This window comes from Oryzibacter oryziterrae (genome assembly GCF_021864535.1).
GTDB lineage: Bacteria > Pseudomonadota > Alphaproteobacteria > Rhizobiales > Pleomorphomonadaceae > Pleomorphomonas > Pleomorphomonas oryziterrae.
In genome coordinates, this window is record NZ_JAKJIC010000001.1 from 169,361 (window position 1) to 187,495 (window position 18,135).

Below are 18,135 nucleotides of genomic sequence, written 5' to 3' on the forward strand. Positions count from 1 at the left end.
CGAGGCCAGATGCATGAAGAGGAAATGCGCCGCCGTCAAGTCGCGTGGTGCAAAGCAGTCGCAACTTGATCGGCGGCGCTCTGGCACTACAGTTGCATAGTTTGTGATGCCGGTCTGCAAGAGGCAATTTTCTGCGCTCCGATGCTCGAAAATCACCCCTTTCGCCTCGGCCTGACAAATCTGCAACTGTAGTGCTAGGCGCGCACCTTGACGAAGCTGCCGGGGGCTTCCTCAATGGCGTTGAACTTGCCGCCGCCGACCTTGCGGGCCTTGACCAGCGTGGCGTCCTGCTCGACCAGCCATTGATGCCAGTGCGGCCACCAGGAGCCGGGCATCTCGCGTGCGTCCTTCAGCCAGTCCTCATACTCGCCGACGGGCGGACCGCCGATCCAGAACTGATACTTGTTGCGGGACGGATGGTTGATCACGCCGGCGATGTGGCCGGAGCCGGACAGGACGTAGTCTACCTTGCCGCCGAACAGGCCGGAGCCGACAAAGACGGACTTCGGCGGGGCGATGTGGTCTTCGCGGGTGGCCAGATTGTAGATGGGGATCTTGACCTTCTTGAGGTTCAGCTTGACGCCGTCGATCACCATCTTGCCACGGGCGAGGTTGTTTCTGAGGTAGCAGTTGCGCAGGTAGAAGGAGTGATTGGCCGCGGGCATGCGGGTGGAATCGGCGTTCCAGAACAGGAGGTCGAAGGGCAGGGGATCCTGGCCGCGCATGTAGTTGTTGATGAAATAGGGCCAGATCAGATCGTTGGCGCGCAGGGAGTTGAAGGCGGCGGCCATGCGCTTGCCTTCAAGATAGCCGTGCTCGCCCATGCGTTCTTCGAGGATGCGGATCTGCGGTTCGTCGACGAAGACCTTGAGATCGCCCGCGTTCTGGAAGTCAACCTGCGTGGTGAACAGCGTGGCGCTGGCGATGCGCTTGTCGCCGACGGCGGCCATCCAGGCGAGGGTGACGGCCAGCAGCGTGCCGCCGACGCAATAGCCGACGGCGTTGACCCGATCGCTGCCGGTGACTTTCTCGATGACGCCGAGCGCCTCGACGATGCCTTCCTTCATGTAGTGGGAGAAATCCTTGTCGGCATGGCGCTCGTCAGGATTGGCCCAGGAGATGACGAAGACGGTGTGGCCCTGATCGACGGCCCACTTGATGAAGGACTTTTCGGGCGTGAGATCGAGGACGTAGAACTTGTTGATCCAGGGCGGCACGATCAGCAGCGGGCGCTTGAGGACCTCCTTGGTGGAGGCCTCATATTGCAGGAGCTGGCAGACGTCGTTCTGGTAGATCACCTTGCCCGGGCTGAGGGCGAGATTGACGCCGACCTCGAATTTCGAGGTATCCGATTGGCGGATGCGCAGGTCGCCATCGCCGGCGCGGATGTCCTCGGCCAGCATCTTCATGCCACGCACCAGATTCTCGCCGTTGCGCGTCATGGTTTCGCGCAGGAGCTCCGGGTTGGTGAACACGAAGTTGGACGGCGCGAGGGCGGCGGCGATCTGGTTGACGTAGAAGGACGCCTTGTGGCGGGTGTGGTCGTCGATATCGCCTGCGTCGTTGACCAGACCCTGGCCCCAGCGCGTGACGATCAGATAGATCTGCTTGATGAAGTCGAAGAACTGGTTCTGCTGCCAGTCGGGATCCTTGAAGCGGCGGTCGCCGGGATCAGGCGTGGCAGCAGGTTCGGCGGCGCCGCCCATCATGCGGGTGAGCGATTGACCCCACAGGCCGATCATGCCGGTCATCAGGCGGGTCTGTGCCTCGACGGTGCGCGCGGGGTCACGCAACCAGAAATCTGCGACGAGGGCGAGGGTCTTGACGATCTCGGAGAGCTCATCACTGGGCAAGGCCCGCGTCTTGCCAGTCTCGCGCGGTTCGACATAGGCCGCGGCGGCTTTTCCAAGGTTCTCGACAATGGCTGCGAGATTCTGGGCGAACTGATCCGGATTATTGACGATATATTGAAGCAGCGACGGATCCTTCGCCTTGTCTACTGCGTCATTCATGCGCAAAACCTCTCCGTTCTTCCTGGGGCGGGTTGGTTTATATTGCGCTGCAGCATAGCCTTTGGCAGCTAAACGCATTTCCCGGGTGTCGCATCCAAGGCCAATGATAGCGATATTTTGAAAATTCGAAACAGGACTCGCAATATTCTTTTTATTCACGGAGTGATTGCGCCGAAAAGAGGTTCCATCAAATTTTCGAAATTTGCAATGAAACGAATTCTCAAGGCGTGTGTGGTTGAGATAGTGTCGTCAGGCCTGTAGTTGGCTTCATCGTGTTCATGAAGCCGATGCTCTACCTGCTCTGTTCGAGCGTGTCTGAGCGGCGGGATTTTGTATTGCGTAGCCGTGCCTTGTGCAGGTCTGGAGCTGGTGGATTATGATCAAAGTCGTTGTCGGCATGGCCTTGGTCCTGGCTGTGAGCCTTGGAGGGTGCGCAAGCGGCCCGTCTGATTTCGTCAAGATGTCCAAGGACACCAATACCGCTCCCAGTGTGAAGATCCGAAACGCGTCGCAGCAGACCGCATTGGCGGCAGCTCTCAGCGCCCAGCGCAGGGGCGGCGGCAGTGTGAATGATGCAACGGGAAGTGAGGCTTCGTTGATGGCGCTGACGGTGATCCGCCAGCAGCAGAACGAAGAGGCACAGGCGCTGCTCGCAGAGGGCGGGGCGTCGGTTCCGATCAACAAGCCCGCTTGCGATGCCACTGTGGTTGCTCCGGCACCGGGGGCATGCCCCACCGTCGCGACGACCACGCAAGCGAGCGCGCAGGCGGTGAAGTAATTTCGTCCGAGGGCGATGGTTGCCGCGTTTCGCGTTCGGGCGCGCCTTGAGGACGCAGGGCTGTCCGACGGATCAGTTCCAGCTCAACGAATTTCCAGCGGTTGGCCGAGGTAGAAGGCCGGCAGGCATTGCAGGCCGGCCGCTTCCGCCTTGCCGCAATGCTCAGCGGCGTCCGCAGCATTCTTGAACGGTCCGGCCACCAGCAGGAGCTCGGTCCGGCCGTTGCGGTCGCGAACCGTGGCGAGCGCGTCGAGACCCTCGAACAGATTGGCATGATCGCGCAGCATGCTGCGCCAGGCCTGCTTGACGGCTCCGAGATCGGCGAAGGTGCCGAGTTCGACCCCGAACTGGGTGCGTGCCACGGTGTTGGTCGGAATTTGGGCGGCGGTTTGCGCTTCCGGGGCGTTGGGCGACAGCTCGTCGGCGAGCTGGTTATAAGCCTCGCCGCTGGTGGTGTTCTCGTCCGGTGTGACGGAGCCGGTGACGTCGCCGATCCGGGTTTCGATCTTCTCGACACGCTCGGACATCAAGTCCATCTGGCTGCGCATCTGATCGAGTGCCTGGCGCAAGGCCACATTCTCGACTTTCAGGCGAGCAATCTCGGAGTCGGCATCGCTGGGCATGCCGCCCGTGGTCATGGTGCCGGCGATGTCGCTGCGTCCGCCGCCCGGCGTGATGGTCGTGGGGCGGGGCGGTATATTGCCGTTGAGGCTGCCCGTGGTGAGGCTGTCGATGCCGGAACTCGGGATGCCCATGGCAACGGGTTGGCGGTTGCGATCGGGCACGCCATAGAACAGGGCGACCATTGCAAAGAGCACCGCGAAGCCGGCAACGCCGAACCAGACAAGCAAAATGAATACGTTCGGTTCCGAGCGGTCGGAACCGTTGTAGTCGTATTCATTTCTCCGTCCGCTCTTCACGAAATACGCCCCGCGAACCCTTCGACGGCAATTGCAATCGAATCCGAAGCATTGGAAGTGAAAACGTCGATTCTCTCAAGGGCAGGCAAAGCAAACGCTGGCTGGTTGGTGGTCTTTCCCACGGTAGAATGTGGGTTGATCCTTCCGGAGGGGCTTGCCCCCACAAAAGCGCGACGATTTTTGAATCCGTGCGGACGGCAACGATCAAGCGGCGTACAAAGGGACGTCGGCGCAATCGCTGCACCGCCATAGACGCTATGGTGCCTTTCACCATGATGCCATAGTGGTTGCCTATGAGTCGCCGTCGATCGCGGCGTTCCGGACCGCCTGCGGCAGATCGGAAGAACGGGAGCCAAACTTGGCGAGACTGCGCAACTACTTCCTGACGGGTCTTCTGGTCACGGGACCGGCGGGCATCACGGTGTACCTGACCTGGTCGCTGATGTCCTGGGTGGACAGCTGGGTGAAGCCCTATCTGCCGACCATCTACAATCCGGACACCTATCTGCCGTTCCCCGTTCCCGGCTATGGGCTGGTGGTGGCGCTGATCGTCATCACGGTGATCGGGTTCCTGACGGCGAACATCGTTGGCGCCACCATATTCTCCTTCTCGGAGACGCTGTTCCAGCGCATGCCGCTGGTGCGCAATCTCTATAACGGCCTGAAGCAGATCTTCTCGTCGGTCCTGGCCGATCGGGGCAACTCGTTCAAGCAATCGGTGCTGGTGCGCTTTCCGCATGCGGACGTGTGGACGATCGGCTTTGTGGCCGGCGATACGCGCGGCGAGGTCGCGCAGCGGCTGGAGGGCGGCGAGGACATGCTCACCGTCTACATTCCTACCACGCCCAATCCGACCGGCGGCTATCTTCTGTTCGTCAAGCGGACGGACGTGGTGCTGCTGGAGATGAGCGTCGAGGACGCGGCCAAGTATGTGATCTCCTTCGGCCTGGTCACGGCCGAGAGTGCGGAGGCTGCGGCCGGCATGGTCAAGTCGCTGATCCGCAAGGATAATGGTACCGAGGCGGAGTGACTGAGGCCCGGAGTTGGCGCGTAACGTCAGCCCAATCCGGCCCAGGACGCTTTTGTATCAATGCGTTGTACCGGCGTTAGAATTATCCAGTTGCTTCAAGAGCATGAGACCATCGAAAGCGTAGGGGCGATGCGTACGGGAGCGAATATTCTCTGGTTTCTGCTGGGCGGCTGGTTTCTGGCGCTGACCTGGCTGTTTGGCGCGGTGGTCATGGCCATATCGGTCATTGGCCTGCCCTGGGCGCGGGCCTGTTTCGAGATTGCCAAGCTCAGTCTGGCGCCCTTTGGCCGCGAGGTGATCTCGCATGCGGAGCTGTCCGGCGGCGATCCGCTGCCGGTCGGGATCTTCCGGCTCCTGGCCAACCTGCTGTGGCTTCCCTTCGGTCTGGTGCTGACGCTGTCGCACCTGATGCACGGATGCATGATGTTCGTGACCATCATCGGCATTCCGCTGGCGCTGCAGGACTTCAAGCTGGCGGGGATATCGCTGTTCCCGGTGGGCAAGCGCGTGGTGCTGAAGGAAGTCGCCGAAGCCGCGCGCGCAGCCAACGCCGCGGCGGCGATCGCGGCGCGGCGACAGTAAAGGCTCAGCCGGAAACGACGAGCGCGTCCGGGTGTCCGCCCCATTCCGACCAGGAGCCGTCGTAGAGCGCGACCTGAACGGCGCCGGCGTAGGTCAGCGCCAGCGTGAGAATGGCCGCGGAGACGCCGGAGCCGCAGGTGGTGACGATGGGCTTTTCCAGCGACACGCCCTTGGCCTTGAAATGCGCGCGGATGGCGTCGGCCTGCTTGAGGCGGCCGTCGACAATCAACTCGCCGAAGGGAAGGCTGACGGCGCCGGGCATATGGCCGGATTTGAGGCCGGGGCGCGGTTCGGGTTCGGCGCCGACGAAGCGACCGGTTGAGCGGGCGTCGACGATCTGGAGCAAGCTCGAGCCGATGGCGGCGCTGAGGCTCTCGAAGTCCTTGACTGCCGAATTGTCGAGGCGGGCCGTGAAGTGCTTTTCACTGCGCCGTACGGGGCCGTCGGTCAGTGGCAGGCCAAGGGCCTTCCAGGCGGGCAGGCCGCCGTCGAGGATGACGACGTCGGCCGCGCCGAAGGTCTTGAAGGTCCACCAGACGCGCGGGGCCGAGAAAAGGCCGACGCTGTCGTAGACGACGATCTTCTGACCGTCGCCGATGCCGAGCTTGCGCATGGCGGAGGCGAAGGCTTCCGGGCGCGGCAGCATGTGCGGCAGATCGGTGGATTTGTCGGCATGGGCGTCGATGTCGAAGAAGACGGCGCCGGGGATATGCTCGGCCAGATACTCTTTCTCGCCGCTCCGCCCGGAGGCCGGCATGTGCCAGGAGGCGTCGACCGTAACCACATCGGGAGCATTGAGGTGCTCGGCAAGCCATTCAGGGGTGACGAAGAAGCGGTCGCGGGGCTGGAGCAAGATCTCAGTTTCCTTGGGTGACGATGGGACCGGTCCGGTTTGCTGGGTGAGCCTCAAGCCGTAAGCATGGGGCCGAAACGAAGGCGGACGCGACGGTTGATCTTGCCCTTGTTCTCCAGCTTGGAAATGTGCACCTCGCCGATTTCCGCCGTGGTGGAGACATGCGTACCACCACAAGGCTGCAAGTCGACATCCGTGCCGATGCGGACCAGACGCACCCGACCGCTGCCAACGGGCGGCTTCACCTTCATGGTCTTGACGAGGCCGGGGTTGGCAGCAAGCTCATCGTCGGTGATCCACTCAGTGATGACGGAGTGGTCGCCGTTGACGAGGGCCATGAGCGCTTCGGTGGCCTTGATCCGATCGACGCTTTCGCCCTCGGGCAGATCGAAATCGAGGCGGCTTTCTTCCGCGCCAACCTGGCCACCCGTGACGGGGTAGGGCAGGACGACAGAGAGGAGATGCATGGCGGTGTGCATGCGCATGTGCTTGTAGCGCGTCTCCCAGTCGAGATGCTGGACGACGATGTCGCCCGGTGCGGGCAGGGCGGCGCCCGTGGCGGGCGTTAGCGCGATGGCCGAGCGGTCGGCGGTGTAGCGAGTGCCGACGATGGCTATGCGCTCGCCGGCGGCGGTTTCCAGAGAGCCGATGTCGCCGGGCTGACCGCCGCCGTTGGGATAGAAAATCGACCGGTCGAGCACGATGCCGCCCTCTTCAGTGAGGCTGGTGACCGTGGCTTCAGCGGTGCGCAGATAGGCGTCGTCGCGATAGAGCAACTCTGTCATGGCCCTTCCTTTCAGCTGACGGTCTCGTAGGGCGGGATGATACGGCTGGGCCGTTCGAGCCAGGCGGGCGTCGGGAGACCTTTTTCCCGCAGGAAGGCCGGATTGAAGAGCTTGGATGCATAGCGCACGCCGCTGTCGCAGAGCACGGTGACGATGTTGTGGCCCGGACCGAGTTCGCGGGCGAGTGCCATGGCACCGGCGATATTGACGCCGGAGGAGCCGCCGAGGCAGAGGCCTTCATTCTCGGTGAGGTCGAAGACGATGGAGACGGCCTCCTCATCCGAGATGCGGCAGGCAAAGTCCACCGGAGCGCCTTCGAGATTGGCGGTGATGCGGCCCTGGCCGATTCCTTCGGTGATGGACGAGCCCTCGGCCTTGAGTTCACCGCTGGTGTAGTAGCTGTAGAGTGCAGCGCCGTGCGGGTCGGCAATGCCGATCTTGATGCTGGGCTTCAGCGCCTTGAGGCCAAGACCGACACCGGCCAGCGTGCCACCGGAGCCGACGGCGCAGATGAAGCCGTCAACCTTGCCGCCGGTCTGGTCGAAGATCTCCTGGGCGGTGGTTTCGATGTGAGCCTGACGGTTGGCGACGTTGTCGAACTGGTTGGCCCAGACGGCACCGCCGGGTTCGGTGCGCGCCAGCTGCTCGGCGAGACGGCCGGAGAGCTTCACGTAGTTGTTGGGGTTCTTGTAGGGAACCGCGGGCACCTCGACCAGCTCGGCGCCCATCAGGCGGAGCATGGACTTTTTTTCTTCCGACTGGGTCTCGGGGATGACGATCACCGTCTTCATGCCGAGAGCGCTCGCAACCAGCGCCAGACCGATGCCGGTGTTGCCGGCGGTGCCTTCGACGATGGTGCCGCCCGGCGCCAGCAGTCCCTTGGCCATGGCATCGCGCACGATGTAGAGCGCGGCGCGATCCTTCACCGATTGGCCTGGATTGAGGAACTCGGCCTTGCCGTAGATGTTGCAGCCGGTCAGCTCCGACGCGCGCTTCAAGCGAATGAGCGGGGTGTTGCCGATGAGGTCGAGCACGGTACGGTTCATTGGGGCTCCGGCGGAAATGCAAGGTCGGGCCAGTCGGACTGGCGGGGAACCGAAGTTAGGCGTTGCTTGGCCGCACTGCAACCATGCGCAAGGACGTCGTCGGAAAAATGGCGCGGGGCGACGGTCAGGCCGAGCCTGTCAGTCGGCTTCCGGCGGCTCGTCGAGTTGTTCCCAGCCATGCGGCAGAAGATACTCAAGCGGCTGGAAGCGGCGCTTGTAGTCCATCTTGCGCGAGCCGTTCACCCAATAGCCGAGATAGAGATAGGGAAAGCCGCGGCGACGGGCGCGCTCGATATGGTCGAGGATCATGAAGGTGCCGAGCCCGAGGGACGACTGGGTCGGGTCATAGAAGGAGTAGACCATGCTGAGACCGTCGTTCAGTACATCCGTCAGGACCATGCCGATCAACGGCCCTTCGCCCATGCCGGAGAGGAAGCTGTCCGGACCGCGGCGCCTGTATTCGATGACCATGGTTTCCACATGGGTGTCCTCGACCATCATGGTGTAGTCAAGCACGGACATGTCGATCATGCCGCCGTCGGCATGGCGGCTCTCGAGATAATCCCGGAACAGGGAATATTGCTCGCCGGTGGCCATGGGTGGCAGCTCGGCGCCCATGAGGGTGCTATTGGCGGCAAGGTTCCGTCGCATGCTCTTGTCAGGCCGGAACTCGTCGACGCGGACGCGGACGGACATGCAGGCGCGGCAGGTTTCGCAGGCCGGACGGTAGGCGATGTTCTGGCTGCGGCGAAACCCGCCCTGGCTCAGGATGTGATTCATCGCCGATGCGCGCTCACCTATGAGATGGGTGAACACTTTCCGCTCCTGGCGCCCGGGCAAATAGGGGCAATTGGTGGGAGCGGTCAGAAAGAACTGCGGCGCATCCGTCGGGTGATGGGTCATGCTCCGATCGCAAATCGCGTGAAAACCGTCCCGATCCTCGCATGATATTCTGGAGAAGGCGAGACGGTTTTTCACTCAGTCGGGTCAGGACCTGTTGACGACGATGGTGCCCAGGACGAGGTCGTGCAGCAGGCGCTTGCGATCGGAAACGAGGGCGACCAGCACGATGAAGGGCGTCAGCAGCGACACCGAGGCATAGAACAGCACGGCGTGAATGGCGGCGATGCCGGGGTTCATGCGCGATCCATCCAGAAAGCGCACCTCAAGGCCCTGGGTGCGCATGCCCACGGTGGCCGAGTTGGGGCCGCCCATGGTGAAGGCGCAATAGACGAGGGCGACCACCGGCCAGAGGATCGGGTAGAGCAGCCAGCCGAGACCGAGCGTGACGATGCCGAGGAAGAACACCAGGACACCGACGCCGAAGGTGAGGAGTGCGATCAGCACCGCGTCGATCAGAAAGGCGATGATGCGCCGGGTCCGGACACCGGCGAGCAGGCGGTCGCCCGACATGGGTTCGACGATATAGTCCGCGCCGTTGTAGGTCCGATTGGTCATTGGGGTCTCCAGATAACAACAGACATCGATATAGGTGTGCCGGACCAGACTTCAATGCAGGCAGGACCAAGAACCGTCAGCCGGCAATGCGTCGCTCCACGTCATAGCCGCGGGACCGCAGGAGTTCGACGATCTGCTCGGCGTGCTGGCCGTCGCGGGCTTCGAGCATGATGTCGAGGGCGGCGCCCTTGGCGGGGATGTCCAGCAGCGTGCGGCGGTGCGAGACTTCAAGGATGTTGCCGCCGGCCGTGCCGATCAGGCTGGTGATGTCGCCGAGGACGCCGGGGCGATCGGGGATGTCCAGGCGGATGGAGATGATGCGCTCCTCGCGCACCAGCTCGCGCATCATGATGGACGAGAGGATGCGCGGATCGATGTTGCCGCCGGACAGGACGAGGCCGACCTTGCGGTCGCGGAAGAGATCCGGCTCGGCGATCATGGCGGCCAGCCCGGCGGCACCTGCGCCCTCAGCCATGGTTTTCTGCAAGGTCAGATAGGCGTTGACGGCGCGCTCCAGGTGGCTTTCGTCCACGAGTATGATGTGGTCGACGAGGTCGCGAACGAGGGGCAGGGTGAGGGCACCGACATTCTTGACGGCAATGCCTTCGGCGAGGGTGGGGCCGCCGGCAGCCACGGTGACAGCGCGAAGGGCAGCCCACATGGCGGGATAGAGACGGGTCTCGACACCGATCACCTGTATGGCCGGATTGATGGATTTGGCGGCGATCGCCATGCCGGAGATCAGCCCGCCGCCGCCGATGGGGACGACGAGGCTGTCGAGATCAGGTTGATCGGCCAGCATTTCAAGGGCGATGGTGCCTTGCCCCGCCAACACGTGCAGGTCGTCATAAGGGTGGATGAACACGCGTCTTTCGTCGGCGCCGATGCGTTCGGCGGCAAGTTGTGCCTCCGCAACCGTTTCGCCCTCGAGGACGACAGCGGCCCCATAGCCGCGGGTGGCGGCCACCTTCACATGCGGGGTGGTGACCGGCATCACGATTTTTGCGGAGATGCCGAGGCGGGCGGCGTGATAGGCGACAGCCTGGGCATGATTGCCGGCGGACATGGCAATGACGCCGCTTTTGCGCTCGTCCGGATCCAGCGTCAGCAGACGATTGAGAGCGCCCCGCTCCTTGAAAGCCGCGGTGACCTGCATGTTTTCGTATTTGACGAAAACATGTGCGCCGGTGAGTGCGGAAAGGCGCGGTGCAGGCAGGAACGGGGTTCGCATCACCTGACCGGCAAGAGCGGCTTCTGCGGCGCGAATGCGCGGAAAATCAGCGTGCATGTGCATGGAAATCCTGTTTTGTCGTCGTACCTTAGTCGAAAATTGCTCCGGCTGGGAAGGGCAGAGAAAAGTGACGTTTTAAAATATGAATATATAACTCATCTTATATTGTTGTTCATGTGGCTATCACGAAGCGTAATAAACCCTAGTAAGTTGCCTTGAACGCACTTGCGAAAGGCAGGCCTATCGGCTAACCGTGCCTCTCGAACAATTCGAGACTTGACGGCGTGAATCAGCCTGCTCTGCATTTTTGCATAGGTAGAGCGCCGGAGTTGGAAAGAGGTCAGAATGGACGAACTCCTTCGGGACTATCTGCCGGTGATCATTTTCCTCGGCGTATCCCTGGTGATCGGGCTGGCGCTGCTGGTGTCCCCCTTTATCCTCGCCTTCAAGAACCCCGATCCCGAGAAGTTGTCGGCCTACGAATGCGGCTTCAATGCGTTTGACGACGCCCGCATGAAGTTCGATGTCCGATTCTACCTCGTGTCCATTCTCTTCATCATCTTCGACCTGGAAGTGGCCTTCCTGTTTCCGTGGGCGGTGGCGTTCAAGAGTGTGGGTCTCTTCGGTTTCTGGTCGATGATGGTGTTTCTCGCCGTTCTGACCATCGGTTTCGTATATGAGTGGAAGAAGGGAGCGCTGGAATGGGATTGACCGCGAAGGAAACGCTCGTCGCGCCCGCTCCCAAGGGCATCATCGATCCGAACACCGGCAAGCCGATCGGATCGAATGACCCGTATTTCGCCGAAATCAACAATGAGTTGGCGGACAAGGGCTTCCTGGTGACCTCGACCGAGGAGCTGATCCACTGGGCCCGCACCGGCTCGCTCATGTGGATGACCTTCGGTCTGGCCTGCTGCGCCGTCGAGATGATGCAGCTGTCCATGCCGCGCTATGACGTGGAGCGCTTCGGTTTTGCGCCGCGCGCTTCGCCGCGCCAGTCGGACGTGATGATCGTTGCCGGCACGCTGACCAACAAGATGGCTCCGGCGCTGCGCAAGGTCTACGACCAGATGCCCGAACCGCGCTATGTGATCTCCATGGGATCCTGCGCCAACGGCGGCGGTTACTACCATTATTCCTATGCGGTTGTTCGCGGCTGTGATCGCGTGGTTCCCGTGGACATCTACGTCCCCGGCTGCCCGCCGACCGCCGAGGCGCTGCTTTACGGCGTTCTGCTGCTGCAGAAGAAGATCCGCCGTACCGGCACCATCGAACGCTGAGCGAGCAAGAGGCTGAGTGAGCATGAGCGAAGCCCTTAACCAGATTGCGGAAGCCGTGAAGGCAGCGCTGCCCGGCGAGGCGGAACCGACCATCGCCTATGGCGATGTGGCGCTGACCGTCGCTGCCGAGCGCATCGTCGACGTCGTGACCAAGCTGCGCGACGATCCGGCCCTGCAGTTCATCAGCTTCATCGACGTGTGTGGCGTGGACTATCCCGAGCGCGAGAATCGCTTCGACGTGGTCTATCACCTGCTGTCGCCGAAGAAGAACGCGCGAATCCGTCTCAAGGTCGAGACCGACGACACGACGCCGGTTCCGTCGATCACCGGCGTGTTTCCGGGCGCCGACTGGTTCGAGCGCGAGGCCTATGACCTCTACGGCATCCTGTTCTCGGGGCACCCGGAACTGCGTCGCCTGCTGACGGATTATGGCTTCGACGGTCATCCGCTGCGCAAGGACTTCCCGATGACGGGCTTTGTCGAGGTTCGCTATGATGACGCGGAGAAGCGCGTGATCTACGAGCCGGTGAAGCTCAATCAGGAGTTCCGCAGCTTCGACTTCCTGTCGCCGTGGGAAGGCACGACTTACGTGCTGCCGGGCGACGAGAAGGCCAAGGCAAACTGAGTTTTCTCTTCCGCCTCAGGGTGGGAGGGATGTTTGAATTCGAGCAGGGCCACACAGCGCAACATGTTCGCCAGACGGCGAGCGGGAGCCGAGGTGGCCGCGAGAGACGCGAAAACGCAGGATAGCAGTGATGGCTGAGGCGCAGGTTCGCAATTTCAATATCAACTTCGGGCCGCAGCATCCGGCGGCCCACGGCGTGCTGCGTCTCGTGCTTGAGCTCGATGGCGAAGTGGTAGAACGCGTCGACCCGCATATCGGCCTTCTGCACCGCGGCACCGAGAAGCTGATCGAGGCGCGCACCTATCTGCAGGCGATGCCCTATTTCGATCGCCTCGACTATTGCGCGCCGATGAACCAGGAGCATGCCTATTGCCTGGCGATCGAGCGGCTTGCCGGCATCACGGTGCCGCGCCGCGCCCAGCTGATCCGCGTGCTCTACTCGGAAATCGGTCGCATCCTCTCGCACATGCTCAACGTGACGACCCAGGCCATGGACGTCGGCGCGCTGACGCCGCCGCTGTGGGGCTTCGAGGAGCGCGAGCGCCTGATGGTGTTCTACGAACGCGCTTCCGGCAGCCGCATGCATGCGGCCTATTTCCGTCCGGGTGGCGTGCACCAGGATCTGCCGGACCAGCTGGTCAACGACATCGGCGACTGGCTCGATCCGTTCCTGAAGACCATCGACGATCTCGATGCGCTTCTGTCGGAGAACCGCATCTTCAAGCAGCGCAACGTCGACATCGGCGTCGTGAGCCTTGAAGACGCCTGGAAGTGGGGCTTCTCGGGTGTGATGGTGCGCGGTTCGGGCGCTGCCTGGGATCTGCGCAAGAGCCAGCCCTACGAGTGCTATGACGAGCTGGAATTCGACATTCCCATCGGCAAGAACGGCGACTGCTACGACCGCTATCACATCCGCATGGAAGAGATGCGCCAGTCGGCCCGCATCATGCGTCAGTGCGTCGAGAAGCTGAAGGTCGAGCACGGTCCGGTTCTGTCGACGCAGGGCAAGTTCGCGCCGCCGCGCCGCGGTGACATGAAGCAGTCGATGGAAGCGCTGATCCATCACTTCAAGCTCTACACCGAAGGCTTCAAGGTGCCGGCCGGCGACATCTACGCCGCCGTGGAAGCTCCGAAGGGCGAGTTCGGCGTCTATCTCGTGTCGGATGGCTCCAATAAGCCGTATCGCGTGAAGATCCGCGCCCCCGGCTTTGCCCATCTTCAGGCCATGGATTATCTCTGTCGCGGACACCAGCTCGCCGACGTTTCGGCGGTGCTCGGTTCGCTCGACATCGTGTTTGGTGAGGTGGACCGGTAATGTCCGTTCGTCGTCTTCATCCCGAGCAGCCGGAAAGCTTCGCGTTCAACGCGGAGAATGCCGAGTGGGCTCAGAAGGTTATCAAGCGCTACCCCGAGGGCAAGCAGATGTCGGCGGTCATTCCGCTGCTGATGCGAGCCCAGGAGCAGGACGGCTGGATCACCAAGCCCTGCATCGAGACCATCGCCGACATGCTGGGCATGGCCTATATCCGCGTGCTGGAAGTGGCGACCTTCTACACCCAGTTCCAGTTGGCTCCGGTTGGCAAGAAGGCGCATGTGCAGGTTTGCGGTACCACGCCCTGCATGCTGCGCGGCGCCGAAGAGATCCTCAAGATCTGCAAGAATCGCATCGCCCATCACGCCCATGAGCTGTCGTCCGACGGTGACTTTTCCTGGGAAGAGGTGGAATGCGCCGGCGGCTGCGTGAATGCGCCGATGGTGACGATCGGCAAGGACACCTATGAGGACCTGACGGTCGAGACCTTCAACGCGGTGCTCGACGGCTTTGCTGCCGGCAATCCGCCGAAGCCGGGCCCGCAGAATGGCCGCCAGTTCGCGGCGGCCGAGGGCGGCGAGACGACGCTGCTCGATCCCTCGCTCTATGACGGGTCGGTGATCGGCAAGTATCGTGCGTTCGACCGTGAGGAACCCAAGCCGGAGGACGCCAAGCCGGCGTGACGCGATGACCGGGCCGGATGGCCCGCCGCGCTGCCGGGTGGCTCAACTGGAACCGATTTGAAGTCCGGGGAAGCAGGATATGCTGCAGGATAAGGACCGCATCTTTACCAATATCTACGGTCGCCATGACTGGGGGCTTCAGGGTGCTCTGAAGCGCGGCCAGTGGGACGGCACCAAGGATATCCTCGCCAAGGGGCGCGACTGGATCGTCAAGGAAATGCAGGCCTCGGGTCTGCGTGGCCGTGGCGGCGCCGGTTTCCCCACCGGCCTGAAGTGGTCCTTCATGCCCAAGCAGAACGACGGCCGGCCCCACTATCTGGTGGTCAATGCCGACGAGTCCGAGCCGGGCACCTGCAAGGACCGTGAAATTCTTCGCCATGACCCGCACCATCTGGTGGAAGGCTGCCTGTTGGCCGGCTTCGCCATGGGCGCTCATACGGCTTACATCTATGTGCGCGGCGAATTCATGCGGGAGCGTGAGCGTCTGCAGGCCGCCATCGATCAGGCCTATGACGCGGGTTTGCTCGGCAAGAACGCCTGCGGTTCGGGCTGGGACATGGACGTCTTCGTCCACCACGGCGCCGGCGCCTATATCTGTGGCGAGGAAACCGCGCTGCTCGAAAGCCTGGAAGGCAAGAAGGGCCAGCCGCGCCTCAAGCCGCCGTTCCCGGCCAACGTGGGCCTCTATGGCTGCCCGACCACGGTGAACAACGTCGAGTCAATCGCCGTGGCTCCGACCATCCTGCGCCGCGGCGCTTCGTGGTTTGCCGGTTTCGGTCGTCAGAACAACGCGGGCACCAAGCTCTTCTGCGTCTCTGGCCATGTGAACAAGCCGGCCACCTTCGAAGAAGAGATGGGCGTTTCGTTCCAGGAACTGATCGATAAGCATTGCGGCGGTATCCGCGGCGGCTGGGACAACCTGCTGGCCGTGATCCCCGGCGGTTCGTCGGTGCCGATGGTGCCGGGTGCGCAGATCAAGGACGCGCTGATGGACTTCGACGGCCTGCGTGCCGTTGGCTCCTCGCTTGGCACCGCCGCCGTGATCGTGATGGACAAGTCCACCGATCCGATCAAGGCGATTGCCCGCCTCAGCGCCTTCTACAAGCATGAGAGCTGCGGCCAGTGCACGCCGTGCCGCGAGGGCACCGGCTGGATGTGGCGCGTGATGGAACGCCTCGTGAAGGGGCAGGCCGACAAGTCCGAAATCGACATGCTGCTGCAGGTCACCAAGCAGGTGGAAGGTCATACGATCTGCGCCCTTGGCGACGCGGCGGCCTGGCCGATCCAGGGCCTGATGAAGAATTTCCGCCATGTGGTCGAGGAGCGCATCGACGCCTACCAGGCCGCCCACAAGGTGGCTGCGGAGTGAGAAGCTAGGGGTGGATCTCGGCGCCCTCAGGGCGAACCGATGTCCATTTTCAGGAAGGTTTGGGGCCGGACATGGCTAAACTGATCGTCGATGGTGTCGAGATTGACGTCGCTCCGGAAGCGACCTTGCTGCAGGCCTGCGAACAGGCCGGCGCCGAGGTGCCGCGCTTCTGTTTCCATGAGCGGCTGTCGGTGGCCGGCAACTGCCGCATGTGCCTTGTGGAAGTGAAGGGTGGTCCGCCGAAGCCGACGGCTTCCTGCGCCATGAACGTGCGCGATCTGCGTCCGGGACCGAACGGCGAGCCGCCGGTGGTGCTGACCAAGTCGCCCATGGTCAAGAAGGCGCGCGAAGGCGTGATGGAGTTCCTGCTGATCAACCATCCGCTCGACTGCCCGATCTGCGATCAGGGCGGTGAGTGCGACCTGCAGGATCAGGCGATCGCCTATGGCGTGTCCGGTTCGCGGTTCCAGGAAAACAAGCGCGCCGTCGAGGACAAGTATCTCGGGCCGCTCGTGAAGACGTCGATGACGCGCTGCATCCACTGCACGCGCTGCGTCCGCTTCACCACGGAAGTGGCCGGCGTCACCGACATGGGCCTGATTTCGCGCGGCGAAGACGCGGAGATCACCACCTATCTCGAGAAGGCGCTGAGCTCCGAGCTGCAGGGCAACGTGATCGACCTCTGCCCGGTCGGTGCCCTCACGTCCAAGCCTTATGCTTACCACGCCCGTCCGTGGGAACTGACCAAGACCGAATCCATCGACGTGATGGACGCGCTCGGCTCGGCCATTCGCGTCGACAGCCGCGGCCGCGAAGTGATGCGCGTGCTGCCGCGTCTCAATGAAGAGGTCAACGAGGAGTGGATCTCCGACAAGACCCGCTTCATCTGGGACGGTCTGCGCACCCAGCGCCTCGATCGCCCCTATGTGCGGGAGAACGGTCGTCTGCGCGCCGCGACCTGGGCGGAAGCCTTCGGGGCCATCAAGGCCAAGCTCGGTTCGACGACGGCCGCCAAGATCGGCGCCATCGGTGGCGATCTCGCTTCGGTTGAAGAACTCTATGCGCTGAAGGGCCTGATGGCCGCGCTCGGCAGCAGCAATCTCGACGCCCGTCAGGACGGCACCAAGCTGCATCCGAAGTTCGGTCGCGCCAGCTATACCTTCAACCCGGGTATTGCCGGCATCGAACAGGCCGACGCGATCCTGATCGTCGGTTCCGATCCGCGTCATGAGGCGGCGGTGCTGAACGCCCGCATCCGCAAGAGCTGGCGCCAGTCCGGCGGCAAGCTGCCGATCTTCGTGATCGGTCAGCCGCTCGACCTGACCTATCCCTATACCTATCTCGGCGCCGGCGCCGAGACGCTGGCCAATCTCGAAGCGTCGGTTGCCGACAAGCTCAACGCCGCGCAGAAGCCGCTGGTGATCGTGGGGCAGGGCCCGCTGCTGCGCCATGACGGCGAGGCGGTGCTGTCGCTGGCGGCCAAGGTTGCCGTTGAGATCGGTGCGGTGAAGGATGGCTGGAACGGCTTTGCCGTGCTGCACACCGCCGCGTCGCGCGTCGGTGGCCTGGACGTCGGCTTCGTGCCGGGGCAGGGCGGCCTTGACGTGGCCGGCATGATTGACGCGTCGGCCAAGGGCAACCTCGACCTGCTGTTCCTGCTGGGGGCCGACGAGTTCGGCGCGCAGCATCTCGGCGAGAAGACCTTCGTTGTCTATATCGGCAGCCATGGCGACACCGGTGCGCATCGCGCCGACGTGATCCTGCCGGGCGCGGCCTATACCGAGAAGTCAGGCACCTATGTGAACACCGAGGGCCGCGTGCAGATGACCAACCGCGCCGTTTTCGCCCCGGGCGAAGCGCGTGAGGATTGGGCCGTGCTGCGCGCGCTGTCGGATGTGCTCGGCAAGAAGCTGCCCTTCGACAGCCTGACCCAGCTGCGTGCCAAGCTCTATGCCGAGCTGCCGCATCTGGCCGCGCTCGATACCGCGCCGGTGAACGACGCCGAGGCGGTTGCCAAGCTGGCCAGCGTCGGCGGTGCCGCCCGTTCCGAGCCCTTCGATCTCGCCGTGGGCGATTTCTACCTGACCAACCCGATTGCGCGGGCGTCCAAGATCATGGCCGAGTGTTCGGCCCTGGCAGCGTCCATGCATGAAGCCGCAGCCGAGTGAGAG

The 18,135-nt window shown here is 63.0% G+C and carries 18 protein-coding genes; 10 read left to right on the forward strand and 8 right to left on the reverse strand.

The annotated features are described in order from the left end of the window. Positions 1-194 precede the first annotated feature (194 nt). Entirely contained in the window at positions 195-2,012 is a 1,818-nt protein-coding gene (locus L2I41_RS00770; RefSeq protein WP_237151589.1) for a PHA/PHB synthase family protein, read from the reverse strand. A 376-nt stretch (positions 2,013-2,388) separates the two neighbouring features. Between L2I41_RS00770 and L2I41_RS00775 the strand changes: the two genes are divergently transcribed. After that, positions 2,389-2,790 (forward strand): hypothetical protein, encoded by a 402-nt coding sequence (locus L2I41_RS00775; protein WP_237151590.1) that lies wholly within the window; start codon positions 2,389-2,391, stop codon positions 2,788-2,790. Positions 2,791-2,873: 83 nt separating this feature from the next. On the opposite strand, the gene L2I41_RS00780 is transcribed toward L2I41_RS00775, so the two are convergent. Further along, complete coding sequence (locus tag L2I41_RS00780; RefSeq protein ID WP_237151591.1) at positions 2,874-3,710, reverse strand: hypothetical protein; 837 nt, start codon at positions 3,708-3,710, stop codon at positions 2,874-2,876. A gap of 358 nt (positions 3,711-4,068) precedes the next feature. On the opposite strand from L2I41_RS00780, the gene L2I41_RS00785 reads away from it, so the two are divergent. Both L2I41_RS00785 and L2I41_RS00790 read left to right on the forward strand, forming a co-directional pair. Beyond that, entirely contained in the window at positions 4,069-4,740 is a 672-nt protein-coding gene (locus L2I41_RS00785; RefSeq protein ID WP_237151592.1) for a DUF502 domain-containing protein, read from the forward strand. 147 nt (positions 4,741-4,887) lie between these two features. Continuing rightward, the gene (locus tag L2I41_RS00790) at positions 4,888-5,322 is read left to right on the forward strand and encodes a YccF domain-containing protein (protein WP_390633727.1); all 435 of its coding nucleotides are present in this window, start codon (positions 4,888-4,890) and stop codon (positions 5,320-5,322) included. Positions 5,323-5,326: 4 nt separating this feature from the next. Here L2I41_RS00790 and sseA read toward each other — a convergent pair whose 3' ends face one another. The 6 genes from sseA to L2I41_RS00820 all read right to left on the reverse strand — a co-directional run bounded on the left by sseA (position 5,327) and on the right by L2I41_RS00820 (position 10,752). After that, positions 5,327-6,175, reverse strand: a complete 849-nt coding sequence (gene sseA, locus L2I41_RS00795) for a 3-mercaptopyruvate sulfurtransferase (RefSeq protein ID WP_237151594.1) — start codon at positions 6,173-6,175, stop codon at positions 5,327-5,329. A gap of 53 nt (positions 6,176-6,228) precedes the next feature. Beyond that, the gene (locus tag L2I41_RS00800) at positions 6,229-6,960 is read right to left on the reverse strand and encodes an alanyl-tRNA editing protein (protein ID WP_237151595.1); all 732 of its coding nucleotides are present in this window, start codon (positions 6,958-6,960) and stop codon (positions 6,229-6,231) included. Positions 6,961-6,971: 11 nt separating this feature from the next. Continuing rightward, positions 6,972-8,006 carry a cysteine synthase A gene (locus L2I41_RS00805; protein WP_237151596.1) on the reverse strand — a complete coding sequence of 345 codons (1,035 nt, stop codon included), beginning with the start codon at positions 8,004-8,006 and terminating at the stop codon, positions 6,972-6,974. 138 nt (positions 8,007-8,144) lie between these two features. Beyond that, entirely contained in the window at positions 8,145-8,909 is a 765-nt protein-coding gene (locus L2I41_RS00810) for an arginyltransferase (protein ID WP_237151597.1), read from the reverse strand. An 84-nt stretch (positions 8,910-8,993) separates the two neighbouring features. Continuing rightward, positions 8,994-9,464 carry an RDD family protein gene (locus tag L2I41_RS00815; RefSeq protein WP_237151598.1) on the reverse strand — a complete coding sequence of 157 codons (471 nt, stop codon included), beginning with the start codon at positions 9,462-9,464 and terminating at the stop codon, positions 8,994-8,996. A 76-nt stretch (positions 9,465-9,540) separates the two neighbouring features. Further along, complete coding sequence (locus tag L2I41_RS00820; RefSeq protein ID WP_237151599.1) at positions 9,541-10,752, reverse strand: threonine ammonia-lyase; 1,212 nt, start codon at positions 10,750-10,752, stop codon at positions 9,541-9,543. 288 nt (positions 10,753-11,040) lie between these two features. Between L2I41_RS00820 and L2I41_RS00825 the strand changes: the two genes are divergently transcribed. The 7 genes from L2I41_RS00825 to nuoG all read left to right on the forward strand — a co-directional run bounded on the left by L2I41_RS00825 (position 11,041) and on the right by nuoG (position 18,132). Then, positions 11,041-11,406 carry an NADH-quinone oxidoreductase subunit A gene (locus tag L2I41_RS00825; protein WP_237151600.1) on the forward strand — a complete coding sequence of 122 codons (366 nt, stop codon included), beginning with the start codon at positions 11,041-11,043 and terminating at the stop codon, positions 11,404-11,406. After that, positions 11,397-11,975: a NuoB/complex I 20 kDa subunit family protein gene (locus tag L2I41_RS00830; RefSeq protein WP_237151601.1), complete on the forward strand. Its 579-nt coding sequence runs from the start codon at positions 11,397-11,399 to the stop codon at positions 11,973-11,975. Before L2I41_RS00825 ends, L2I41_RS00830 begins: the two co-directional genes overlap by 10 nt. Before the next feature lie 22 nt (positions 11,976-11,997). Further along, entirely contained in the window at positions 11,998-12,600 is a 603-nt protein-coding gene (locus tag L2I41_RS00835; protein WP_237151602.1) for an NADH-quinone oxidoreductase subunit C, read from the forward strand. Between the two features lie 130 nt (positions 12,601-12,730). After that, positions 12,731-13,915, forward strand: coding sequence for an NADH-quinone oxidoreductase subunit D (locus L2I41_RS00840; protein WP_237151603.1), 1,185 nt, complete (start codon positions 12,731-12,733; stop codon positions 13,913-13,915). Beyond that, complete coding sequence (gene nuoE / locus L2I41_RS00845; protein WP_237151604.1) at positions 13,915-14,595, forward strand: NADH-quinone oxidoreductase subunit NuoE; 681 nt, start codon at positions 13,915-13,917, stop codon at positions 14,593-14,595. The genes L2I41_RS00840 and nuoE overlap by 1 nt, the downstream gene beginning before the upstream one ends. Positions 14,596-14,674: 79 nt before the next feature. Then, positions 14,675-15,964: an NADH-quinone oxidoreductase subunit NuoF gene (nuoF, locus tag L2I41_RS00850; protein WP_237151605.1), complete on the forward strand. Its 1,290-nt coding sequence runs from the start codon at positions 14,675-14,677 to the stop codon at positions 15,962-15,964. Between the two features lie 71 nt (positions 15,965-16,035). After that, positions 16,036-18,132 (forward strand): NADH-quinone oxidoreductase subunit NuoG, encoded by a 2,097-nt coding sequence (nuoG, locus tag L2I41_RS00855; protein WP_237151606.1) that lies wholly within the window; start codon positions 16,036-16,038, stop codon positions 18,130-18,132. Positions 18,133-18,135: the final 3 nt, after the last annotated feature.